Raw genomic sequence first — 23,151 nt, 5'->3', positions numbered from 1 at the left:
CCAAATCCGCCCCCTTGAAAGGGCAGACCGCAGACCCAGCTCAGCGTGCCGCAACATTCCAATAACCCCCAATATTCACAATACCCGTTAGTATAGAGGAAAACAATCTATCGAATAGCTAATGCAACCCTAGTGGATGGTGTCATAACCACTCTTACGGGTTGGGTAGGACTACGAATGCGCCTGTGTTCGAATGAGTAATGTCGATTTATATCAGCTGCTTAAGCAGCGTGGCGCCATCAGCAGCATTTTTTTGGCATAACCGTGGCTGTTTGTGGCGGTCTCCTCGCCAGTTGGACAGACCCTCTTGCGGAAATCGACCGGAACTCATGGCGCGACCAGGGCATTGCGCAGATCCGTCGCCCTCGCATCGCGCTCGGAAAGCGGCGCAACGCCGAAGCGGAGCTCGATCGTGCGCAGCACGGAGAGGGTGTCGTAGACAGTCTTGTCGACGAAGCCCTTCTTGGCGAAGGGAGAGATGATGAGCGTCGGCACGCGGATGCCGGGACCGTAGTCGTCTCTTTTGGGCGGCGCGACGTGATCCCAAAACCCGCCGTTTTCATCCGCCGTGACGATGATCAGCATGTCGGCCCAATTGGGGCTCTTGCGCAGCCTTGCGACGACGTCCGCGACATGGGCGTCGCCGGCGGCGAGATCGGAATAGTCGGGGTGGCCGTTGAACACGCCGAGAGGCTTGTAAAAGCTCACCTGCGGCAGATCGCCTTCGTCAATCGCTTTGTAGAATTCGTCGGCGTCCTTGAGGTTGTTGCGGCCGTTCTGGCCCGGCGCGTAATTGGCGAAATAGGCGAACGGCTGATGGTGAGTCTGAAAAAAGTCGGGCTTGCCTTCGCCATAAGGCTTGAGGCGCCCCTCGACGACGTCGCGCCAGCCGCCCGCGTACCAGGCCCAAGTGACGCCTTTCTCGGTCATGCGATCGCCGATCGTCGGCAAATGCGACGGCGGAAGCCGCTCCTGCGCTTCCGTCCTGTCATGCTTCGACACCGGATTTCCTGGCTGAAGCGTTCCAATCGCCTCCAGTTTCTTGGTCAGCGGGGCGAGGTTCATATGGCGCGGCGGGCCGTCAAGCACGCTTCGCGGCGAGTCGGGCTGTCGAGCGCGAATGACGAGCGCCGCCCCCTTGGCGTCCTTGATGGCGTCGAGCTTCGGATCGAATTTCTTTTTCGTTGATTCGACCGGATTGTCGAAGGCCGGCGCGCAACCGCAGATCAGGAAGAAATGGTTGAGCATCGAGCCGCCGAAGGCCGCATGGAAGAAATGGTCGGCGAGTGTGAATTCCTTGGCCAGGGCCCATTGCTTGAGCTCTGAACCGTCGTAATAGCCCATGACCAGCGCGCCGGCGTTTGACGCCTCGACGAAGCGGTCCATTTTTCCGCCGTCGATCTGCTCCTGCTCGAGATAGAAGTCGTGCACCGGATCCATGGTGTGGCCGTCGATGCCGACATAAGGCTCGAGGCGAAACGGCGCGTTGGGCAAACGTCGCGGGAAGCGATCGTCCCATCGGGGACGCGGCAGCGCGGGCAGCGGGCTTCCGTCAAAATCGACTTGTGGCGGGTGCTGAGCCGAGTTGACGCCCTCGGCGCCCGGAAACAGCCCGAACACATGGTCGAAGCTGCGATTTTCAGTGAAAATGACAACGACGTGGCCAATTCGCGCGAAAGGATTTTCTAGGTCCTGCGCCGCGGCGCATGCGCAGGTCGCGGTCGCACAAAAGGCCAGCGAGATTATGAACCGTCCGACGGCTTTCATTGACAGATTTTCTCCGCGCGGCGCTGAGCCGCGCGGAGAATTTAATTGGCGACGCCGCACGATTTGTGACGGCGCCGTCTTCTTTATCATTTTAGCGGGCGTTTCGCTCAAGCCCGCTTACTGTGGGAGCGGCGTGTCCTTGGTGCGTGGCGGCAGCACCGGATAGACCGCCTTAGGCTGGTCGCCATTCAGAGTCCCGAGGAATGCGACGATCGCCTTGATGTCCGGATCGGAGAGATTTTCGCCGAGCTGGTCTTTGGCCATCAGGTCGACCGCCTCTTCCAGCGTCCAGACAGTGCCGGTGTGGAAGTAAGGCGCGCGCAACGCCACGTTGCGCAGCGGCGCAGAGCGGAAGACGAACTCGTCCGCTACGTCATTGGTGACCTTGGAGCGGCCCTTGTCGGCGACGGGCATGATCTCGACGCTCGGCTTCTGAGCGACGCCGAAGGGGAAATAGCCGTTGCCGCCGATGTTGACGCCGCCGTGACAAGCGGCGCAGCCCTTGTCGATGAAAAGACGCAGGCCCTTTTTTTCAACGTCATTGAGTGCGCTGACGTCGCCCTTCAGGAACTTGTCGAATGGCGCATTCGGCGTCGTCAGCGTCGCCTCAAAAGCCTCGATGGCCTTCGCCATATTGTCGAAGCTGACCGGTTTCGGGTCGGCCGGAAAGGCGGTCTTGAACTCCGCGACATAGGCCGGAATGCTATTCAGCATTTTTTCGACCTGCGCCGGCGTGTTGTTCATTTCGACGTCGGCCTGGACCGGGCCTTTCGCTTGCGCCTTAAGGTCGACGGCGCGCCCGTCCCAAAATTGCGCGACGTTGAACACGGCGTTGAGCACTGTCGGCGCGCGGCGCGGTCCTTTCGCCCAGCCGTGGCCGATCGACGTCGGGCCGGCGTCAACGCCGCCGGTTCCGAGATTGTGACAGCTGTTGCAGCTGATGATCTGACTCTTCGAAAGTCGCGGATCGAAAAAAAGCTTGCTGCCGAGGTCGATCTTGACGGGCGTGATCTCGTTATTCTTGACGACGCTCGCGACGCTCGCGGCGTCGATCGGCTTGAAGACCGCGTTGGCGTCGGCGCGCAAATCGCCCGCGACGGCCATGGCCGGCGCCAGCAGAGTCGCTGCGAGCGCGGCGAACCTGGTCAAATACATCCCTTACTCCTGCAGTTGATTTTGCGGAGGCGCTGTTTCGCGCCGCGAGGAAGGCCTCTCTGCGGACGTCAGCTACCACAGCCACGCCGGCGGCGGAAGGGCGCCTGGGGAGTGACCTCTTTAAAAACAGTCCAGTGTAGCATGAACACGACCTGAAGACCGTAGCCTCAGAGCGGAACGCCAAGCACAGGCCAAGCAGGAGATCGTGCGGTTTATTGCGTCACTCTAGTGCAATGCACAATCATTACTCGCCATGACGGAATATTCGCCCGGCGAGTTCTTTGACGGCTGCGCCGAGCGTCACAGGCATGACTTGCCCTGCCGCTAAAAGCAGAGCAAACTTAACGTGAAAACAAAAGCCGGCGAGAAGCCGAGCGGTCGCGGAGGGGCTCATGGCGCGCGTTCCTAGTGTTTGGAAATCCGTTGAGACGGCGCTTATTGCGCTTCCGCTTGCGGCGCTGCTCGCCGCCGGCGGCTGGGCGATGGCCGAGCCGCTCGGCCTGCCAAAAGTTCCGGTTCCGGCGGACAATCCGCAGTCGCCGGAAAAGGTCGCGCTGGGCGACAAGCTGTTCCATGACGCGCGCTTCTCGATCGACGGCACGGTGAGCTGCTCGACCTGTCACAATGACAAAAAAGCTTTCACCGACAGTCCGTTGCGGGTTTCCGAGGGTCACAACAAGCTGACCGGCACGCGCAACGCCCCGTCAGTCATCAACGCGGCCTATTACACCTCGCAGTTCTGGGACGGGCGCTCGATCTCGCTGGAGGATCAGTCGCAGCACCCGATGGTCAACCCCGTGGAAATGGGGCTGCCCGATCACGAGCCGGTGCTCAAGATCGTTCGCGAAGATCCCTCCTATGTCGAGGGCTTCAAGAAGGCGTTCGGCAAGAGCGGTCGCGATGTGACGATGGATGACGTCAAAAAGGCGATCGCGAGCTTCGAGCGCACGGTCATCTCGGGCGATTCGCCCTTCGACAAATGGTATTTCGGCGGCGACCGCAACGCCATCAGCGATCAGGCCAAGCGTGGCTTCGACCTTTATATCGGCCAGGGACGCTGCGTCTCCTGCCATGTCATCGAACAGACGCAGGCGCTCTTCACCGACAATCGGTTCCACAATATCGGCGTCGGCATCAACCGTATCCAAAACGACGTGCCGCGCCTCGCCGCCGAATTCCTCAAGGCGAAAGCCGCGGGCGCGTCCGTCGACAAGACGGTGCTCGCCGATCCGAAGGTCTCCGATCTCGGTCGATTTGCGGTGACGAACTCCTTCGATGAAATCGGGGCCTTCAAGACCACGACCCTGCGCAATATCGCAATGACCGCGCCTTATATGCATGACGGCTCGCTCAAGACGCTCAAAGACGTCGTCAAGCATTACAACGAGGGCGGGAAGAGCCCCGGCGATCCGGTGCCGGTCAACCCTTATCTCTCCGGCGGCATTCGGCCGTTGGATTTGAAGGATCAGCAGATCGACGACCTCGTCGCCTTCCTGGAGACGCTGACGAGTCCTGCCTATGTGACGGCGCAGACAAAATAACAGCGAGAAAAGCGCAGGAGAAAACAAGCGGCGTCGCCACGAAAGCGCGAAGCCGCCAGGGAGGATAGAAATGACCAGACTCATCACCCGACGCAGCGTGATCGCCGCCGGCGCCGCCACCGGAACGCTTACGACCCTGCCGATCTCCATGGTGCGCCTCGCCTTCGGCGGAACGCGCGAGGATTTCAGCTTCACTTATATTTCCGATTCGCACATTCAGCAGATCAAGGGCGCGAGCTTCGTGCGCAACTGGGACATGGGCCTGAAGCGCGCCGTCGCCGAAGCCAATCTCATCCTCCCTGAAGCAGATTTCGTCATGTTCGGCGGCGATCTCGCGCAGCTCGGCAAGAAGGAGGAGCTCGATCACGGCGGCGAGATGCTTTCGCATGTGAAGGGCAAGCTCCACTGCGTCATGGGCGAGCATGACTATTATCTCGACCTCGGCGAGTATTGGTCAAAGCTCTATGGTCCGCAGTGGTACAGCTTCGATCACAAGGGCGTCCATTTCGTCGTGTTGAATTCGATTCTCACGACGGATGAATGGACGTTTCATCGATGGCCGACGGCCGAGCAGCGCATGCTCGAGATGGCCGGCCTCGACAATCCCAACGGTTCGCCGTTCATGGTCGGCGAAAAGCAGCGCGCCTGGCTCAAGGATGATCTCAGCAAAGTGTCCAAGGACACGCCGCTCATTGTCTTCTCGCATTCGCCGCTTCAGAAGATCTACAAGGGCTGGAATTTCTGGACCGACGACGCCGAGCAGGTGCAGGAGCTGTTGCAGCCGTTCAAGACCGTCAATGTGATCTACGGCCATGTGCACCAGATCCAGTACAATCAGATCGGCAACATCGCCTTCAATGCGGTGATGGCGACGGCCTGGCCCTGGCCATATCCGGACACCTATGCGCAAGCCGGCGCGCATGTTCCTGTGCTGACGGTTCCGATGAACCGCGCTGACCCCTTCTTCGAACGCGACGCCACAGGTTGGCAGATGATCGACGTCAACTCCGGCCGCGTCACCGCGCGCTATCAGCTGTGGGACAATCAGGAGCGCGTCGTGGGCTACGATCCGAGGCTCGGGAAGCCCGTCGACAAGAGATATCAAGAGGCGATCGTCCGCAAGGCGCCGCAGCTGCATTACTAGGTCAAGGAGAATGACGATGCGCCGCTACACGATTGCGCTTGTTTTAAGCGCTGTGCTGCTTTCGCCGGCAACGCTCGCCGACGAATTTACGACGACGGACGTCGACCGCTGGCAGGGCGAATTTGATTCCGTCGCGAAGAAAGGCCGCGAGCTTTGGACCAGCGGAGCCGTCGGCACAAACGGCGTCGCCTGCGCGCAGTGCCATCCCAACGCCGCCAACACCCATCCGGAGACTTACCCGAAATTCCAAAAGCAGCTCGGCAAGGTCGCGCAACTTTTTGAAATGGTGAACTGGTGCATCAAAAATCCGCTGCAGGGGGCCGCGCTTCCGGCCGACGATCCGAAGATGACGGCCCTCGTCGCCTATATTCATAAGGAGCGCAAGGGAGTCGCGATCGACGCCGGCAAGCACTGACCCAAATTCGCGGCCGGCTGGAACCATCCGGCCGGCCGCACGTTTGCATACGGTTTATTTCAAAGCGCACGCGCCTTTAGCGCGACCGCCAACAAGAGATTTTGAAGATGGTTCAGGAACTCATCGATCGTATTTACGAATGCTCCTTCGCGCCGGACATGTGGCCCGACGTGCTCGACGAACTTTCACATCTTGCCGAGGCGCAGGGCGGCGTGCTCTTCGCGGCGCGCGAAAAAGTCTCCCGCTGGACGGCGTCTCCGGCGATCTGCGAACATGTCGAGAACTTTATGCGCGGCGACTGGCTGAGCAACTGCACGCGCGGCGGCAGGCTGTTCAGTCGCCGCCATCCGGGATTCCTCACCGACGACGACGTCTATACGGCGGAGGAGCTTGAGCGCGACACCAACTATAGCGACTTCCTGCGGCCACGCGGGCTGGGGTTCAGCGCCGCGACAGCGATATCGCTGCCCACCGGCGACACCGGCATCATCTGCCTCGAACGCTCGCATAACCGCGGACCGGTCGAGCCGTCGGTCATCCGCAAGCTCGATGAATTGCGGCCGCACCTTGCGCGCGCCGCCTTCCTCGCCACCCGTCTGCAACTCGAGCGCGCCCGCGTCGCCGGCGAAACCTTCGCGCTCATCGGCCTTCCGGCGCTCGTGCTTGACGAGGACGGACGCGTCATCTCCGCCAATGATCCGAGCAATGCGCTGAACAAATACGTCCGCTGGCGCGCCAATGACCGCGTGTCGCTCGTTGACGCCTCCGCCGACGGGCTGCTGCGTCAGGCGATGGACACGCTCGACGACGATCTCGTCGGCGCGCCGAAATCCTTCGCCGCCAGGGCTGGCGAAGACGAAAGCCCAATGATCGCCAATCTGGTGCCCATCCGCGGCGCGGCGCGCGACATCTTCGTGCGTTGCGCCGCGGTTCTGGTGATGACTCCGGTCGGCTCGCCGCAGGCGCCGGCGATCGAATTGGTTCAGTCGCTCTATGATCTCACGCCGGCCGAGGCGCGCGTCGCGCGCGGCCTCGTGGCGGGCAAAACGCTCGAGGAAATCGCCACCGAGCAGACCGTGTCGCGAAACACCGTGCGCACGCATCTGCGCGGCGTGATGGAGAAAACCGGATGCAACCGCCAGGCGGAAGTGGTCGCGCTTCTGGGTGGACTCGCCCCCCTCAACCCGCCAAGGGGCGAATAAACGTATACATTTAATTTCAAGCAATTGAGGGGCCGGCCTCATCCGTTTGGATGATGCCGGCCCCTTTCTTTCGTCTTAACGTTTTCTCGAACGTCGGGGGGGGCGGACGAAATTGCCGCGGACGCTTCAGTAACTCGGGGTTCGATACTATGCGCTCAATTTTCAGCCTGCCTTTTGAGCCCGACTCTTTCAGCGGCCCTTTTGAGCTTAAATTTGGAGGGTCTTCGCGAGGCCCTCTGTTCACCCACGTCAGCTTAAGGGCGCAGGTTCGGCGAATACTTGACCCACGCTTCAAAAAAAACGCCGTCATCATCAATTCGCATGACGCGGAAAAGCGACTTTGGTCGTAGTTTTTTTATGAACAGTGAGAGGCGCAAGGAGTTAGACGAGCGCAAATGCTCTCAATGTTCGCTTATCTAACGCTTACTTCTCAGTGATACTTTTACCTGGATGTTTCCTCCTCGACTTTTCTCCCATCTCTTAGGGGCCGTTGCGCGGCCCCATTTTTTTGCCCAGCCTCTCAGACGCCGGTCGGATAGTTCGGGCTCTCACGGGTGATCGCGACGTCATGCACATGGCTCTCGCGCAATCCGGCGTTGGTGATGCGCACGAACTGCGCGCGCTCCTGGAATTCCTTGATCGTCGGCGCGCCCACATAGCCCATCGCCGCGCGTAGGCCGCCCGCGAGCTGATAGAGGATCGGCGCGATCGGGCCACGATAGGGCACCTGTCCTTCGATGCCCTCTGGAACAAGTTTGAGCTGTTCCTTCACGTCGCCCTGGAAATAGCGCGTCGCCGAGCCTGCGGTCATCGCGCCCACTGAACCCATGCCGCGATAGGCCTTGAACGAGCGGCCCTGATACAAAAACACCTCGCCGGGCGACTCCTCGGTTCCCGCGAACAGCGAGCCGATCATGACGACGTCGGCGCCCGCCGCGATCGCCTTGGCGAGGTCGCCGGAATATTTGACGCCGCCGTCGCCGATCACCGGCACGTCGGCTTTGCGCGCTTCGTCCGCAGCCTCCATGATCGCGGTGAGCTGCGGCACGCCGACGCCCGCAACAATGCGCGTCGTGCAGATCGAGCCGGGGCCGATGCCGACTTTGATCGCGTCGGCGCCGGCGCCGATCAGCGCCTTGGCCGCTTCGGCGGTGGCGATGTTGCCGGCGATGATCGAGACCTTGTTCGACGCCTTCTTGACCCGCATCACTTGGTCGATCACCGACTGCGAATGACCATGCGCGGTGTCGATCACCACGCAGTCGACGCCGGCGTCGATGAGCTGAAGCGCGCGCTCGAAGCCGTGGTCACCGACGGTCGAGGCGGCGGCGACGCGCAGCCGACCCTCGTGATCCTTGCAGGCGTAGGGATGCAGCGTCGCCTTCTCGATGTCCTTGACGGTGACGAGGCCGACGCAGCGGTAATCCTCGTCGACGACGAGCAGTTTCTCGATGCGATGTTCGTGAAGCAGCCGCTGCGCCTCCTCCTGCCCCACGCCTTCTTGAACCGTGATGAGCTTTTTCGTCATCAGCTCGGCCACGGACTGGCTGCGGTCCTGGGCGAAGCGCACGTCGCGATTGGTGAGAATGCCCACGAGCTTGCCCCTGCCGCCGTCGCTGGCGCGCTCGACGACCGGAATTCCCGAAATGCCGTGGCCCGCCATCAGAGCGAGCGCGTCGGCGAGGGTTTCGTCGGGGAAAATGGTGATCGGATCGATCACCATGCCGCTTTCGTAGCGCTTGACCTTGCGCACTTCGGCGGCCTGCGCGGCGGGCGACAGGTTCTGGTGGATGACGCCGATGCCGCCCGCCTGCGCCATGGCGATCGCGAGACGCGCCTCGGTGACGGTATCCATCGCCGCCGATACGATCGGCAGATTGAGGGTGATCTCGCGCGTCAGCCGGGTCGTGACGTCGACGGCGGATGGCATTACCCGCGAATGGCCGGGCCGCAGCAACACGTCGTCGAAGGTCAATGCTTCGGTCAACGTGACGGGCGATATGGCCATTGGCGCCAACTCCTCTGAGCGGCGATGCAAACGCGTCAGCCGCAGGATGGAAATTTGACGGCCTGCGCCGTCTGGGGTTGGCGCGTGCTCATAGCATTATTCAGGACGAAGGCAAATGACGCGGCATCTCGCGTTGGGCGCGATCGAGCGCATCCATTCAAGCGAATAAGCCCCATCCGCGCTCAGGCGGCGGCGCCGGCGCGGTCCGTGTCGAACTGCAGTTTCGCCAGCCGCGCATAAAGGCCGCCGGCGGCGGTCAGGCTCGAGTGCGTGCCCTGCTCGACGATGCGGCCTTCATCGATCACGATGATTCGGTCTGCTTCCAACACCGTCGCCAGGCGATGGGCGATAACTAGGCTCGTGCGCCCCTGCATCACGTCATGCAGCGCCGCCTGCACCAAAGCCTCATTCTCGGCGTCGAGCGCCGAGGTGGCTTCGTCCAGGAGCAGCACCGGCGCGTCGGCGAGGATTGCGCGCGCGATGGCGAGGCGCTGGCGCTGCCCGCCAGAAAGCGTGATGCCGCGCTCGCCGAGCAGCGTGTCATAGCCCATCGGCAGCGCCATGATGAAGTCGTGCGCCTGGGCGCGCTTCGCCGCGGCGACGATCTTCCCGCTCGACGCGTCGTCACGGCCGTAGGCGATATTTTCGGCGACGGAGAGTCCGAAGATCACCGGATCCTGCGGAGCGAGCGCGATCGCCCTGCGCAGCGCCACAGGATCAAGATCGCGCAGGTCGACCCCGTCCAGAGTAATGGAGCCGGAGTCGACGTCGTAGAAGCGAAGGAGCAACGCAAAGGTTGTCGATTTGCCCGCGCCGGACGGCCCGACCAGCGCGACGCGCTCGCCGGGCGCGACGACGAGCGAGAAATCCTGCAGCGCCGGCTTCTCCGGCGCCGTCGCATAGGCGAAGCGCACATGATCGAAGGCGATGCGTCCCCGCCAGCGCGCGGGCGGCGGCGTCGGCCGCGCCGGGGCCACGATGCGCGGTTGAATGGCAAGAATTTCGGCAATGCGGCCCGCCGCGCCGGCGGCGGCGGAGAGCTCGCTCCAGGTCTGCGTGAGCTCGCCGAGCGAGCTTGCGCCAAGCACCGCATAGAGGACGAACTGGGACAGAACGCCCGACGTCATGTGTCCGGCGAGCACGTCCTGGGCTCCCAACCAGAGCACGCCGACCACGCTCGTGAAGACGACGAGAATGGCTCCGGCGGTCACGAAGGCGCGAAGCAGCGTCGCCGCCTGCGCCGCGTCATAGGCGGCCACCACCGCGCGCGTGAATCGCGCCGTCGTCGACGCCTGCGCGCCATTCGCCTGCATGGCGCGCACGGCCGAGAGATTTTCCCCGGCATAGGCGGAAGCCTGCGCCAGCGTGTCCTGAGCGGAGCGGGAGCGCCGGCGCACCGCCCGGCCTGAGGCGATGAGCGGCAGAACGATGATCGGGATGGCCGCGAGCGTCATACCGGCAAGCTTGGGGCTCGTCGCCACCATCATGATGATTGCGCCGAAGAACATGAAGAGATTGCGCAGCGCGACGGACGCCGACGAGCCAAAGGCGGATTTCAGTTGCGTCGTGTCGGCGGTCAGCCGGGAGAGAAGCTCGCCCGTTTTCGCGGTGTCGTAGAAGGCGGCGTCGAGAGCTGTGAGATGTTTGAAGAGATCGGCGCGCAGGTCGGCGACCACATGCTCGCCGAGCGTCATGACGAAATAGTAGCGGGTGCCGGACGCGATCGCGAGCGTCGCGGCGACCGCGATCATCGCGCCGAAATAGGCGTTCACCGCGCCGGCGCTGTCGGCCGAAAAGCCGTGGTCGATCATGCCGCGCACGGCGAGCGGCAAGGTGAGAGTCGCGCCCGCCGCCATGAGGAGCGCGACAAAGGCGAACGCGATCGTTCGCTTGTAGCGCAGCGCATAGGGCAGCAAGGGCCGAAGCGGAGAGAGAGTGGCTTTCAAACCGCGATCCGGTTTGCGCGCCACGGGATCGACGGAATCGACGTCAGCGTTCTTTTTTGTCATCGGCTGGGGGTATAGCGTCCGTGTTCGACGAAAACGAATTGAAGCGGGCGCTTCGCGACCGAAACCGACGCAGAAGCGCGTCGAAATCGAAATTTCTTTTTCCCTCTTGAGCGGCTATAATCGTATAAATAGCGAAGCATTATATCTATCATTTGGTTACATGCGCGACATCCTGTCGCACGCGCAATTGACTCAGCGCCAACTTGTGCTAACCTCCCGCCTGCGTCGAAATGACGCGCCCATGGGATGAGAATGCGCCGGCGGACAAGGCGCGACTCAGGGAACGAAAATAAGAGGAGTGAAGAACGATGGCTCAGAAAGAACTCGAAATCACCACGAACACCTACATCTTCGCTGGCATCGGCGCCGTGATCCTCGGCGGTCTCGCCTCTGTCGCGCTTGGCGGCATTCCGAACACGATCGCGGCGGCTGTCGTCGGCGCTCTGGCTGGCGGCTGCCTCGGACTCTTCTTCTAGATTCAAGCGACATAGCGGGGCGCGGAAAGTTTCGGCCTTCCGCCCCCGACGCGAAGCCGGCAGTCGTAAAGACTGCTGGCTTCTCTTTTTGGGCCGTTCCTTCGGCATCTTTTAAAGGGACGCCGTCGTCGCGCTCGCCGGCCAGATTTCTCGAGCGCGTTCGCGCAGAACATATTTGCGAATCTTCCCTGTCGAGGTCTTCGGCAACTCGCAAAAGACGACGTGGCGCGGGCATTTGAAATGGGCCAGATGCTGGCGCGTCCAATCGATCAGCTCCTCCGCGCTCGCCTGTTCGCCATCCTTCAACTCGACAAAGGCGCAAGGCGTTTCGCCCCATTTGTCGTCAGGGGCGGCGACCACTGCGGCGGCGCGCACCTTGGGATGGCGAAACAGCGCGTCTTCGACCTCGATCGAGGAAATATTTTCGCCGCCCGAAATGATGATGTCCTTCGAACGGTCTTTCAGCTGGATGTATCCGTCGGAATGGCGCACGCCCAGATCGCCTGAATGAAACCAGCCGCCGTGGAAGGCTTTCTCCGAGGCGCTCTTGTTCTTCAGGTAGCCCTTCATCACGACGTTGCCGCGGAACATGACCTCGCCCATCGTCGCGCCGTCGCGCGGCACTGGCTGCATGGTGTCCGGGTCGATCACGTCGAGATTTTCAAGAACCAGATAGCGCACGCCTTGACGCGCCTTCATCTGCGCCTGTGCGCCGCTGTCCAGCAAATCCCAGTCGTCGTGCCATTCATTGACGGCGGCAGGGCCGTAGGTTTCAGTCAGTCCATAAAGATGCGTGACTTCGAATCCGGCGGCTTTCATTCCGGCGAGCACCGCCTGCGGCGGCGGCGCGGCGGCGGTAAAGAATCGCGCGGCCCGCGTCAGCGGCTTCTTTTCCGATTCGCTCGCGTTGAGAAGCGTCGACATGACGATGGGCGCGCCGCACAGATGGGTGACGCCGTGCTCCGCCATCAGCTCATAGATATGGCCGGCGCGCACTTGCCTTAGACAGACATGGACGCCGGCGTTGACTGAAATCGACCAGGGGAAGCACCAGCCGTTGCAATGGAACATCGGCAGCGTCCACAGATAGACCGGGTGGCGGCCCATGTCGCCGGTGAGGACATTGCCAAGCGCGGTCAGATAGGCGCCGCGATGATGATAAACGACGCCTTTCGGATCGCCCGTCGTTCCGGACGTGTAATTGAGCGAGATCGCGTCCCATTCGTCCTCCGGCGGCGACCATTGATAATCGGCGTCGCCCGAGTTCAGGAACTCCTCATATTCGACGGAGCCCAACCGCTCCCCGGGCCCGTCATATTCCGGATCGCTGTAGTCGATGATCACGGGCTTCGCCTTCGCGAGCGAGAGCGCTTCGCGAATGACGTCTGAGAACTCCCGATCGACGATCAGCGCCTTCGTCTCGGCATGGTCGAGCGTGAAGGCGAGGATCGAAGCGTCAAGCCGCGTATTCAGCGTGTTGAGCACCGCGCCCATCATCGGAACGGCGTAGTGGCATTCAAGCATCGCCGGCGTGTTCGCGAGCATGACGGAGATTGTGTCGCCGCGACCAAGCCCCGCCTTCTCCAGCGCGCTCGCGAGCCGCAGGCTGCGGGCGTAAAAGTCGCGATAATTGCGCCGCAGCTGGCCGTGCGCGATCGCGATGCGTTCGGGAAAAACGGCTGCGGCGCGTTCCAGAAAGGTGATCGGAGTCAGCGGCTGGAAATTGGCGGGATTTCGTTCGAGGTCGCGATCATAAGGCGAGTTGGTCATCCGGAGAGTCCAAAGGTTCGCCAGCGAGAATGGGATCACGGCGAAAGCGACCTCGCCAGCGCGATATGCGTAACGTCCGCGCGGCTAAGCTCTGTGTGAAAGATACGCGCGAGCTACCGGTTGATCAATCGGCGCTCGCGCGAAGACCAGCGTCGTTACTCGCCGAAATCGACATCCTTGAGCCGTCCGAACACGCGATCGGCGTCGAAATTATCTTCATCGTCCGGCGGCGCCGCCGGCTTGGCCTTGCCGAAGACATCCTCGGTCGTGGACGGCTCGGGCCGCGGACTGGTGGTGACGCTTGCAGGAACCAGCGTCTGGCCATGATCCTCCACGGTCGCCGGCTTGTCCTTCGCCGCGCGATTGACCTCAAAGTCGAGGTCAATCTGCGAGCAAAGCCCGAGCGTCACCGGGTCCATCGGCGTCAGCGCCGCGGAATTCCAGTGGGTGCGCTCGCGGATCGCCTTCAGCGTCGTCTTTGTGGTGCCGACGAGACGCATGACCTGGGCGTCCTTCAGCTCCGGATGATTGCGCACGAGCCACAGAATCGCATTCGGACGGTCCTGACGGCGCGAGAGGGGCGTATAGCGCGGACCGCGCGCCTTCTTGACCTCCGGCACGACGACCTTTGAGACGGAGAGATGGAGGCGATAGGCCGAATTTTTCTCGGCCTTTTCGATCTCCTCGCGCGTGAGCTGCCCGGAGGTGATCGGATCATGGCCACGAATGCCAGCCGCGACCTCGCCGTCGGCGATGCCCTTCACCTCGAGCGGATGCAGTTTGCAGAAATCGGCGATCTGATCGAACGTCAGTGATGTATTTTCGACGAGCCAAACGGCCGTGGCCTTCGGCATCAGCGGGGCGTTGCCCATCTGCAAACTCCTTGATCAGGCATGGGGGCGACGTCTGGCGCCGCGCCGCCCGGCGCCAGCGACCCACAGAACGACCGTCCATGTTGGGATTTTGCCTATATAATCCGCCGCCGCCTAAAGCGCAATCAATCCGGAAACTCCCGCTAAAGCGCCGCCAACTCGGCAAGCGCTCATGCGGAGTCCTGCTCGCGGGCATGCGCCGGACGCAATCCGCGCAAATGCGCCGGCAACAATTCGCCGATCGTTTCGCCGATGGCGGCGCCGTAACGGTGAAACAAGAGGCCGAAGACGATGAGCAGAACGCCGATGCCCGACAGCGCAAAGGGGAAAAGGATCGAATCCTTGAAAACGCTGCTGGCGAGATAGCTCAGATAGGTCGTGACGCCGACGGCGCCGAATACCGCATAGACGCGGCGCATCAGGAACAGCGACAGAAAGATCAGTCCAACGTTGACGGCGCAGTAGACCGCCTTGCCCAATTCGTCGCCGCTGTGCTGGGCCGTCAGCCCACCCCAAAAGGCCAACAGCCCGAAGAGATGCAGCCAGAAGGCGAAATCGCCGTTCCGCCACCGCTTGAGATCGACGAGCCAGGCGACGGCGAGAACGGCGAGTCCAAAATACATGCTCACCGTCGCCCGCTGATCCCATGAAAATTCAGCGACGCCCATCAGCCAGGGCGTCAGATCCATCGACATGAACCAGAGCGCGAAGGCGACGATCATGACGAGGAACGGAAAGGGAAAGGCGAGCAGTGCGACAGACGCCGCGCCGATCGTTCCAAGCTCCATGGGCAGCCAGCTGGATTGGATCCAAACATAGAAGTCCCGGTAGGGGCGCGCCTCCCCCGCCGGACTGACGTCGAACATCGACTGCAGCGCGAAGATCGCGAGCGGCGCCATGCCGACCGCGCAAGCGATGAGCAGCCCGCCCGGCGTATGCAGGTCGCGCTTGCGCCACAGATAGGCGCCGGCGAAGGCGAACATGGCGGCGTAGACGATCGCGGTGACCAGCAGCGCCTTATCGCCCCAAAGGCCAAAGGCCGTCGTCGAAAACATGCCCATGGCGCCGAGCACGATCAGCGCGCCGGCGTACCAAAGCAGGTTGACGACGTCATAGCGCGGCGCTTGGGATGTCGCCTCCGCGGCGGCCGCGCGCCGCGACGCAAGAAACTGTGACAGCCGCTCGAAGGACGCGGCGTCAATCGCGCCGGCGTCGCGGGCGGCCGCGATATCGTCAATGGTGAACCGAATCTTCATGGCGCTGCTCCTTTGCGGCGACAGTCATATGCCGCGCTACGGAAAAAACTTTGTGCAAACGCACAAGAGCGTAGCCGTTCCGAGCGAATTTGACAGCCGCCGCCGCTTGCGCCCATCTAACGCCGGCGCCCACGACGCGAAGGATGAAATGCAACAGAGAAATTCGGGCCTTACCTACGCTGGCGCCGGCGTCGACATCGACGCAGGCAATCGCTTCGTCGACATGATCCGTCCCGCCGTGCGTTCGACGCGGCGCTCCGGCGCCGACGGCGAGATCGGCGGCTTCGGCGGCGTGTTCGATCTCAAGGCGGCCGGATTTTCCGATCCCGTCCTCGTCGCGGCAAACGACGGCGTCGGCACCAAGGTGAAGATCGCGATCGAATCCGGTCTGCATGACACGATCGGAATCGATCTCGTCGCCATGTGCGTCAACGACCTGATCGTTCAGGGCGCCGAACCGCTTTTCTTCCTGGATTATTACGCGGCGGCCAAACTCGACCCGAACGTCGCGACGTCGGTGGTGAAGGGCATCGCCGCCGGTTGCGTCGAGGCGGGGTGCGCCCTGCTTGGCGGCGAGACCGCCGAAATGCCCGGCCTCTATGCGCGCGGCGACTATGACCTCGCCGGATTCGCGGTCGGCGCCGGGGAGCGCGATCGCCTTCTACCCCGCGACGTCCATGTCGGCGACGTGCTTTTCGGACTCCCCTCCTCCGGCGTCCATTCCAATGGCTATTCGCTCGTACGCAGCGTTGTGAAGCGCGCCGGCCTTGCCTGGAGCGCCACCGCGCCTTTCGCGCGAGACCTCAATCTGGCCAAGGCGCTGTTGACGCCAACCCGCATCTACGTGAAGCCCCTGCTCGCCGCCTTGAAGGCGACGCCGCATATCGTCGCCCTCGCCCATATCACTGGCGGCGGCTTTCCCGACAATCTCCCGCGCGTGCTGCCAAGCGGCCTAGGCGTCGCGCTCGATCTATCGACGTTCGCGCCGCCGCCAGTTTTCCGTTGGCTCGCCGAGACAGGAGGGATCGCGGCAAGCGAGATGCTGCGCACCTTCAATTGCGGCATCGGCATGGTGGTGGTGGCCTCCGAGCCCGCCGCCGGCGAGGTGGAGTCGGCCTTGCGCGCCGTCGGCGAGAAGCCCGTGCGCATCGGCGAAGTCATCGAGACCGACGGCGAGCGGGTCGTTACGCACGGGACTCTGACGTTGTGACACGGCTGCGCACCGCGATTCTCATCTCGGGTCGCGGCTCAAACATGGACGCGCTGATCGCTGCGGCCACGGACCCCAGCTTTCCGGCTGAAATCGCCCTTGTGCTTTCCAATCGCCCCGATGCGCCGGGCCTCGCCAAGGCGAAGGCCGCCGGCGTCGCGACGGCCGCGGTCGACCACAAGATTTATGCGGGACGCGAGGAATTCGAGCGTTCGCTGCAATTGGTGCTGGAAACCTATCGCATCGAATTTATTTGCCTCGCAGGCTTTCTCCGCATGTTCACGCCCTGGTTCGTCGGCCTCTGGCGCGGGCGCATGCTCAACATTCACCCTGCCCTGCTGCCCTCCTATCGCGGGCTCGACACGCACGCGCGTGCACTGGCCGACGGCGTAAAGATTCACGGCGCCACCGTGCATTTCGTCGTGCCGGAAATGGACGAAGGTCCGATCGTCGCTCAGGCCGCCGTGCCCGTGCTTGACGACGACACGCCGCAGACGCTCGCCGCGCGCGTCCTCGCCCAGGAGCATGTCATCTATCCGATGGCGCTGCGGCTGGTCGCGTCGGGCGCCGTGCGGATCGAAGGCAATCGCGTGCTCGCAGCGCCGGCGCCCCGCGAGGCAGCCCTTATCGTTCCCGACGCCATCGCGCCGACCAAGGGATTTTCATGACGATCACGCTTTATTGCTTCCGCCCCGTCGCCGGACTGCCGGACGCATCGCCTTTCGTGACGAAAGCGATGGTGCTTTTGAAGATGGCGGGCCTCGACTATGTCGAAGACCGCAGCGGCTTTTCGAAAGCGCCGAAAGGCAAGCAGCCCTACATCAACGACGACGGCGAAATCGTCGCCGATTCAACCTTCATCCGTTTCCATGTCGAGAAGAAATACGGCGCGGACTTCGACGCGCATTTGAGCGCCGAGCAAAAGGCCGTCGGCTGGTGCGTCGAGAAGATGTGCGAAGAACATCTCTATTGGATCATCGTCCATACCCGTTGGATGGACGAGGCCAATTTCGAACGCGGTCCGGCGCGCTTTTTCGCGAGCGTGCCCGCCGTGGCGCGCCCGCTGGCGAAATGGTTCATTCGACGCAGAATCGCCAAATCGCTTTGGGCGCAGGGAATGGGCCGTCACGGCCCAGTGGAAGTCGACGCGCTCGGCGTGCGCGATATCGAGGCGCTCGCGACGCTGATCGGCGACAAGCCCTATCTCTTCGGCGATGCGCCTTGCGGCGCCGACGCTACGGTCTTCGCTTTCGTCGCGTCGGTCCTATCGCCGATGTCGGAGAGCGCCGTTCGAGACGCGGCGCTCTCGAACGCCAACCTTGTCGCCTATCGTGACAGGATGATGCAGGCGTATTTCCCTGAGACTGCAGCGGCCTAATTTCGGCGCCGCAGGCGCCGGGCTTGGCCCGGCCATCACGCCGTCACATCTCATGCTCGCGACAAGCGCGGGCATGACGCCTTGATTAGCCGACGATCTCGTTGCCGGAAAAGAACTGCGCGATTTCCACCGCCGCGGTTTCTGGCGCGTCTGAGCCGTGCACCGAATTCTCGCCGACGCTCAGCGCATGTTCCTTGCGAATTGTGCCCGGCGCGGCGTTCGCGGGATTGGTTGCGCCCATGACTTCGCGGTAGCGCGCAATGGCGTTCTCGCCTTCGAGCACCTGCACGACGACGGGCTCGGAAATCATGAAGTCGACAAGCTCGCCGAAAAAAGGCCGTTCCTTATGCACGGCGTAAAAAGCTTCCGCCTGTTCACGCGACATGCGGATGCGCTTCTGAGCGACGATGCGCAGGCCCGCATCTTCGATCAGCGCGTTGATCTTGCCTGTGAGATTGCGCTTCGTCGCGTCGGGCTTGAGAATGGAAAAAGTGCGTTCGATCGCCATAGGAGCGCGTCGCCTCGTCGTTGGAGCATGGTGTAGGCGTCGCGCTTATATCGGTCGCTTGGCGAGGCGGCAAGCCTACATCGCCTCGGCCTTTTCCGCTTCGCTGCTCGTTGGCGAGGGCCGGAACCTGGTCGCCGGATCGTTGCGATCGATGCGCCAATTGGGATGGTGGAAATGCAGGACGTGATCGCCGTTGTAGGAAACGACGGCGTTGTCGAACGTCAGCGCGCCGATCCGCCGCCAATTGCGAAACGTTCCTTTCTTGAATCCGGTGCGGCCGGTCACTTCGCCATCCTCGGTGACCTCGATGGTGAAAACGATCTCGCGCCTCGGCGTTGGATCGCCCTTGTCGAACATCATCGCCAGCAATTCGTCGCGTGAATCGAGATCATCTCCTTCAATTCGCGGATAACCCGGCGCAAGCTTTAAGCGCATGAAGCGCGGCGCTCGGGTAGGAATGTCGCGCGGCTTGCCGAGCTCGGCGACTTCGTGGAGCTGCCGCTCGGTCGGATCCTTATCGGTGATCGCGAACACGATTCCCGCCGTCATGACAATGGGCGACGTCGCCCAATCGTTTGAGAGCGTGACGTTCGGCGCATTGACGAAATCGACATCGTTGATGTAGCGCGTCGACGCGCCGACGATATCGTCGATCGTGAAGAAGTTCGCCGTCTGCAAAGGCTCTTTATGGTCTGGGTCAGTCGTCGGAAAAAGCTTGCCGGCGATGCCCTGCCCGCGCGGTTTGCCGCGCTTCACCGCCCCGCCGTTGGAATAGCGGGCGACGACAAGCGCCTTGCTGCCCTTTTGGAAATAGCCGGTGTAGCCGCTGTCCTCGGTGATTTCCCAGAACCCCGTCAGAACGACGCCCCACGGATGCACGATGCGCCTGAAGCCTTTCTTGTCAGGTCCCCATCTGAGGTCGCTGCGCGCGTCGACCGATCGCTGGGCGGCCTCAGTCAAAAAGTGCCTGCCCCTCCAGAGCGCGCGCAACATGTCGAAAAAGGTCGGCATCACGAAGGGAAGCGGCGGCTCGCCGGGCGCGCCCCAGACCTTTTGATAGGGATTGGCGAACACCGCGTCGCGCACTTCGCTGAATCGCGAGCCGGGATAGACGCGGTCTTCATCGACCAATTCGATGGCGCCGAAATCATTCTGGCTCATGACGCGCCCCTCTTTCAATCAATAGATGAAAACAAACCCTTCTGAACGGATGACTTTATTCGAGCCCATCCGATTGTCCAGCTTCGCCTGATCAGCGATAGGCGCTCGCGACGCCGATAAAATCCTTGGCCGTCAAACTTGCGCCGCCAACCAGCGCGCCGTCGACATTGGCGACATGCATCAATTCGCGGGCGTTCGACGGCTTGACCGAGCCGCCGTAGAGAATGCGCACATCGCCGCTCTTGCCGCCGCCGAGCCTGACTTCGATCCGCTCGCGCGCGAAGGCGTGCATTTCGGCGACGTCATCGACGGTCGGCGTCAAGCCTGTGCCGATCGCCCAGACCGGCTCATAGGCGACGACGATATGCGCAGGCGCATCGACGGGAAGCGAGCCCTCGATCTGCGCGCCGACGACGCTCAGCGCATCGCCTGCCTCTCGCTCGGCGCGCGTTTCGCCGACGCAAATGATCGGTGTGAGTCCGGCGCGCAGGGCGGCGGCGGCCTTCTTCCGCACGTCGGCGTCGGTCTCGCCATGGTCCGAACGACGTTCACTGTGGCCGACGATGACGTAGGACGCGCCGGCGTCCTTGAGCATCTCGGCGGAAATGTCGCCCGTGTGAGCTCCGCTGGCCGCGGCATGGCAATCCTGCCCGCCAAGGCCCAAGCCGCCCCGCGTCGCAATCTCGCGCGCGAGCGCGATCAGCGTGGCCGGCGGGCAGACGATCAGTTCGGCGCGCGCGCGCAGCGCAGCGTCATAGGCGGCGCCCATCGCCTCGATCTCGGCCAGCGAGGCGCGCAGCCCGTTCATTTTCCAATTTCCGGCGACGAGCGGACGACGGATCATGCGAAATGCTCCTGACAATACGCTTCGGTAACAGAGCTAAGGGCGCGCAACAATGCGGGCGCGCGCCCATAGGAATGTCATTGCGCCGTCATTTATTTCGATATATCTGGATTTATGGAAATAGAAGCGGCTCTCGCCTGTCTTTCCGCGCTTTCGCAGCCGACGCGGCTCGAGACCTTCCGTTTGCTCGTCCGGCACGAGCCCGAGGGTCTGCCGGCCGGCGACGTCGCGCGGGCGCTCAGCGTTCCGCAAAACACGCTTTCCGCCCATCTCAACGTCCTTTCGCAGGCGAAGCTCGTCATCAGCGCCCGCACTGGCCGCAGCATCGTCTATCGGGCGGATCTTTCGCGGCTGAATGCGCTGGCGCGCTTCCTCGCCGAAGATTGTTGCGGCGGCGCGCCATGCGCGTCCGCCGACGCTCTTGTACCCATCAAATGTGAGTCTCGCCAATGACAGACAGGATCTACAACGTGCTGTTCCTCTGCACCGGCAACAGTGCGCGTTCGATCATGGCCGAAGCGCTGCTGCGCGAGCGCGGCGCCGGCCGGTTCAACGTTTTTTCCGCCGGCAGCCATCCCAAGGGCGAGGTGAATCCTTACGCACTCAAAACGCTGGAGACGATGGGCCTTCCTTCCGAAGGCTTTCGTTCCAAAAGCTGGGACGAGTTCGCCCGCCCTGACGCGCCCCGCATGGATTTCGTCTTCACCGTCTGTGACAGCGCAGCGGGCGAAGCCTGTCCGGCCTGGTCCGGTCAGCCGATGACCGCGCATTGGGGCATCGAAGACCCTGCGGCGGTCGAAGGAAGCGACATAGAAAAGCAGCGGGCGTTCGCCACGGCGTTCCGCTATCTGCGCAACCGCGTCGATCAGTTCTGCGCCATTCCACTGCGCCGTCTCGATAAACTCGCCGTCAGCCAGCGCTTGCGCGAGATCGGCGAGATGGAAGGCGCAACATCGCCAAACGCGGTCGCGGAGTAAGCCATGACCATTTTCGAACGTTATCTTTCGCTCTGGGTGGCGCTCTGCATCGTCGCCGGCGTCGCGCTTGGGCATTTTCTGCCGGGCGTCTTTCATGCGATCGGCGCGATGGAGGTCGCAAAGGTCAATTTGCCCGTCGCGGCGCTCATCTGGCTGATGATCACGCCGATGCTGATGAAGATCGACTTCGCCGCGCTCGCCGAAGTCAGACGTCACTGGCGCGGGATCGGCGTTACGCTCGCCGTCAATTGGGCTGTGAAGCCCTTTTCAATGGCGCTGCTCGGTTGGGTTTTCATCGGCTATCTGTTTCGGCCTTATCTGCCGGCGGACCAGATCGACTCCTATATCGCCGGCCTCATCCTGCTCGCGGCCGCGCCCTGCACCGCCATGGTGTTCGTCTGGTCGACTCTGACCAAGGGCGAGCCGCATTTCACGCTGAGCCAGGTCGCGCTCAACGATGCGATCATGATCGTCGCCTTCGCGCCCATTGTCGGTTTGCTGCTCGGACTTTCCTCGATCGTCGTGCCGTGGGACACACTGTTTCTCTCGGTGGTCCTCTACATCGTCGTTCCGGTGATCATCGCCCAGCTCGCCCGCAAACGGCTGCTCGCGGCAAGCGGCGAAAAGGGTCTCGCCAGGACGCTCGCGCAGATCGGCCCGGCATCGCTCATCGCGCTGCTCGCGACGCTCGTTCTGCTCTTTGGTTTTCAGGGGGAACAGATCATCCGGCAACCAGCGATCATCGCCATGCTCGCGGCGCCGATACTGATCCAGGTCTATTTCAACGCCGGGCTCGCCTATCTGCTCAATCGCGCGGCGGGAGAAGCGCATTGCGTCGCCGGCCCTTCGGCGCTGATCGGGGCGAGCAATTTCTTCGAACTGGCGGTCGCGGCGGCCATCAGCCTGTTCGGCTTTGACTCTGGCGCTGCGCTCGCCACCGTCGTTGGCGTCCTGATCGAAGTTCCAGTGATGCTGAGCGTCGTCTGGATCGTCAATCGGAGCAAGGGCTGGTATGAGCGCGGAGCGCTTCGATCGGCTGATCGAATCTCCGCGCCCATCGATCTACCCTAATGATCAGCAGAGGCGATAGCCATACGCCGCGAGCTGGCGGCCGGTAATACGCAGCATGGGCGCCGGAGCTTGATTGCCGTGGCGTCGCACGTGAGCCATGAAGGCCTGGCGCAGCCGGGGCTTATAATGCGCGGCGAAGACCGCGGTCATGCGCGGATCGACGACGCCCCCCTCGGGCCCGCCAAACCAGGGCGCATGGAAGCCGAAAACCGCGCCCTCGGAAACGCAGGACTGGGGATGCGCCAGATAGAGCGTGCATGAGGAATCGCATTCAGTCGGGCCAATCCGGATTGGCTCGCCCCGAGCTCGCGCCCTCGCAAGCCTGGCTTCATATTGCTCCACGCGTCCGCCATAATCCGGGGACATGACATCGAAAGCATTCGCGGG

22 protein-coding genes are annotated in these 23,151 nt (G+C 62.6%); 11 read left to right on the top strand and 11 right to left on the bottom strand.

Translation table 11 applies throughout. From position 1 onward, the window contains the following. Window positions 1-327: 327 nt before the first annotated feature. Both acpA and ACR65T_RS10640 read right to left on the bottom strand, forming a co-directional pair. Window positions 328-1,767, bottom strand: coding sequence for an acid phosphatase (acpA, locus tag ACR65T_RS10645; RefSeq protein WP_434496456.1), 1,440 nt, complete (start codon window positions 1,765-1,767; stop codon window positions 328-330). 117 nt (window positions 1,768-1,884) lie between these two features. Beyond that, window positions 1,885-2,922, bottom strand: coding sequence for a cytochrome-c peroxidase (locus tag ACR65T_RS10640; protein ID WP_434496455.1), 1,038 nt, complete (start codon window positions 2,920-2,922; stop codon window positions 1,885-1,887). A gap of 392 nt (window positions 2,923-3,314) precedes the next feature. Between ACR65T_RS10640 and ACR65T_RS10635 the strand changes: the two genes are divergently transcribed. The 4 genes from ACR65T_RS10635 (at window position 3,315) to ACR65T_RS10620 (ending at window position 7,224) form a co-directional block, all read left to right on the top strand. Then, a complete protein-coding gene (locus ACR65T_RS10635) occupies window positions 3,315-4,463 on the top strand; it encodes a cytochrome-c peroxidase (RefSeq protein ID WP_434496454.1) in 1,149 nt (382 codons plus the stop codon). 70 nt (window positions 4,464-4,533) lie between these two features. Next, window positions 4,534-5,607 (top strand): metallophosphoesterase family protein, encoded by a 1,074-nt coding sequence (locus tag ACR65T_RS10630; RefSeq protein ID WP_434496453.1) that lies wholly within the window; start codon window positions 4,534-4,536, stop codon window positions 5,605-5,607. 16 nt (window positions 5,608-5,623) lie between these two features. Next, window positions 5,624-6,022 carry a c-type cytochrome gene (locus ACR65T_RS10625; protein ID WP_434496452.1) on the top strand — a complete coding sequence of 133 codons (399 nt, stop codon included), beginning with the start codon at window positions 5,624-5,626 and terminating at the stop codon, window positions 6,020-6,022. A 107-nt stretch (window positions 6,023-6,129) separates the two neighbouring features. Then, entirely contained in the window at window positions 6,130-7,224 is a 1,095-nt protein-coding gene (locus ACR65T_RS10620; protein ID WP_434496451.1) for a helix-turn-helix transcriptional regulator, read from the top strand. A gap of 520 nt (window positions 7,225-7,744) precedes the next feature. Here the strand turns inward: ACR65T_RS10620 and guaB are convergent. After that, the gene (gene guaB, locus ACR65T_RS10615; RefSeq protein WP_434496450.1) at window positions 7,745-9,232 is read right to left on the bottom strand and encodes an IMP dehydrogenase; all 1,488 of its coding nucleotides are present in this window, start codon (window positions 9,230-9,232) and stop codon (window positions 7,745-7,747) included. 182 nt (window positions 9,233-9,414) lie between these two features. Beyond that, entirely contained in the window at window positions 9,415-11,241 is a 1,827-nt protein-coding gene (locus ACR65T_RS10610; RefSeq protein ID WP_434496449.1) for an ABC transporter transmembrane domain-containing protein, read from the bottom strand. A 308-nt stretch (window positions 11,242-11,549) separates the two neighbouring features. Between ACR65T_RS10610 and ACR65T_RS10605 the strand changes: the two genes are divergently transcribed. After that, the gene (locus ACR65T_RS10605; RefSeq protein ID WP_018408675.1) at window positions 11,550-11,717 is read left to right on the top strand and encodes a hypothetical protein; all 168 of its coding nucleotides are present in this window, start codon (window positions 11,550-11,552) and stop codon (window positions 11,715-11,717) included. Window positions 11,718-11,828: 111 nt separating this feature from the next. Here ACR65T_RS10605 and ACR65T_RS10600 read toward each other — a convergent pair whose 3' ends face one another. From ACR65T_RS10600 to ACR65T_RS10590, 3 genes are all read right to left on the bottom strand, one after another. After that, window positions 11,829-13,487 carry an acyl-CoA synthetase gene (locus ACR65T_RS10600; protein ID WP_434496448.1) on the bottom strand — a complete coding sequence of 553 codons (1,659 nt, stop codon included), beginning with the start codon at window positions 13,485-13,487 and terminating at the stop codon, window positions 11,829-11,831. Window positions 13,488-13,642: 155 nt separating this feature from the next. Next, complete coding sequence (locus tag ACR65T_RS10595) at window positions 13,643-14,359, bottom strand: DUF1013 domain-containing protein (RefSeq protein WP_434496447.1); 717 nt, start codon at window positions 14,357-14,359, stop codon at window positions 13,643-13,645. A 170-nt stretch (window positions 14,360-14,529) separates the two neighbouring features. Then, a complete protein-coding gene (locus ACR65T_RS10590; RefSeq protein ID WP_434496446.1) occupies window positions 14,530-15,615 on the bottom strand; it encodes a hypothetical protein in 1,086 nt (361 codons plus the stop codon). Window positions 15,616-15,763: 148 nt separating this feature from the next. On the opposite strand from ACR65T_RS10590, the gene purM reads away from it, so the two are divergent. The 3 genes from purM to ACR65T_RS10575 are packed head-to-tail and all read left to right on the top strand — an operon-like array spanning window position 15,764 to window position 18,203. Continuing rightward, window positions 15,764-16,825 carry a phosphoribosylformylglycinamidine cyclo-ligase gene (gene purM, locus ACR65T_RS10585; RefSeq protein ID WP_434496445.1) on the top strand — a complete coding sequence of 354 codons (1,062 nt, stop codon included), beginning with the start codon at window positions 15,764-15,766 and terminating at the stop codon, window positions 16,823-16,825. After that, a complete protein-coding gene (gene purN / locus ACR65T_RS10580; protein ID WP_434496444.1) occupies window positions 16,822-17,493 on the top strand; it encodes a phosphoribosylglycinamide formyltransferase in 672 nt (223 codons plus the stop codon). Before purM ends, purN begins: the two co-directional genes overlap by 4 nt. Beyond that, window positions 17,490-18,203, top strand: coding sequence for a glutathione S-transferase family protein (locus tag ACR65T_RS10575; protein WP_434496443.1), 714 nt, complete (start codon window positions 17,490-17,492; stop codon window positions 18,201-18,203). The genes purN and ACR65T_RS10575 overlap by 4 nt, the downstream gene beginning before the upstream one ends. 85 nt (window positions 18,204-18,288) lie before the next feature. On the opposite strand, the gene ndk is transcribed toward ACR65T_RS10575, so the two are convergent. The 3 genes from ndk to tpiA all read right to left on the bottom strand — a co-directional run bounded on the left by ndk (window position 18,289) and on the right by tpiA (window position 20,716). Then, window positions 18,289-18,711: a nucleoside-diphosphate kinase gene (gene ndk, locus ACR65T_RS10570; RefSeq protein ID WP_175095090.1), complete on the bottom strand. Its 423-nt coding sequence runs from the start codon at window positions 18,709-18,711 to the stop codon at window positions 18,289-18,291. A gap of 75 nt (window positions 18,712-18,786) precedes the next feature. Further along, the gene (locus tag ACR65T_RS10565; protein ID WP_434496442.1) at window positions 18,787-19,872 is read right to left on the bottom strand and encodes a hypothetical protein; all 1,086 of its coding nucleotides are present in this window, start codon (window positions 19,870-19,872) and stop codon (window positions 18,787-18,789) included. Window positions 19,873-19,963: 91 nt separating this feature from the next. Continuing rightward, window positions 19,964-20,716, bottom strand: coding sequence for a triose-phosphate isomerase (tpiA, locus tag ACR65T_RS10560; protein ID WP_434496441.1), 753 nt, complete (start codon window positions 20,714-20,716; stop codon window positions 19,964-19,966). Between the two features lie 114 nt (window positions 20,717-20,830). Between tpiA and ACR65T_RS10555 the strand changes: the two genes are divergently transcribed. Genes ACR65T_RS10555 through arsB form a run of 3 tightly spaced genes read left to right on the top strand, consistent with a single transcriptional unit; the run spans window position 20,831 to window position 22,764 of the window. After that, window positions 20,831-21,169 carry an ArsR/SmtB family transcription factor gene (locus ACR65T_RS10555; RefSeq protein WP_434496440.1) on the top strand — a complete coding sequence of 113 codons (339 nt, stop codon included), beginning with the start codon at window positions 20,831-20,833 and terminating at the stop codon, window positions 21,167-21,169. Further along, on the top strand, window positions 21,166-21,693 hold the full coding sequence (locus tag ACR65T_RS10550) for an arsenate reductase ArsC (RefSeq protein ID WP_434496439.1): 528 nt from the start codon (window positions 21,166-21,168) through the stop codon (window positions 21,691-21,693). The genes ACR65T_RS10555 and ACR65T_RS10550 overlap by 4 nt, the downstream gene beginning before the upstream one ends. Before the next feature lie 3 nt (window positions 21,694-21,696). Further along, window positions 21,697-22,764 (top strand): ACR3 family arsenite efflux transporter, encoded by a 1,068-nt coding sequence (gene arsB, locus ACR65T_RS10545; protein WP_434496438.1) that lies wholly within the window; start codon window positions 21,697-21,699, stop codon window positions 22,762-22,764. Window positions 22,765-22,767: 3 nt separating this feature from the next. On the opposite strand, the gene ACR65T_RS10540 is transcribed toward arsB, so the two are convergent. Further along, window positions 22,768-23,130 carry a hypothetical protein gene (locus tag ACR65T_RS10540; protein ID WP_434496437.1) on the bottom strand — a complete coding sequence of 121 codons (363 nt, stop codon included), beginning with the start codon at window positions 23,128-23,130 and terminating at the stop codon, window positions 22,768-22,770. Between the last annotated feature and the right edge of the window lie 21 nt (window positions 23,131-23,151).

Origin of the sequence: Methylocystis sp. (genome assembly GCF_051061285.1) — a bacterium.
Classification (GTDB): Bacteria; Pseudomonadota; Alphaproteobacteria; order Rhizobiales; family Beijerinckiaceae; genus Methylocystis.
The sequence above is the reverse complement of the archived record's forward strand: the minus strand, read 5'-3'. Positions and strand labels throughout refer to the sequence as shown.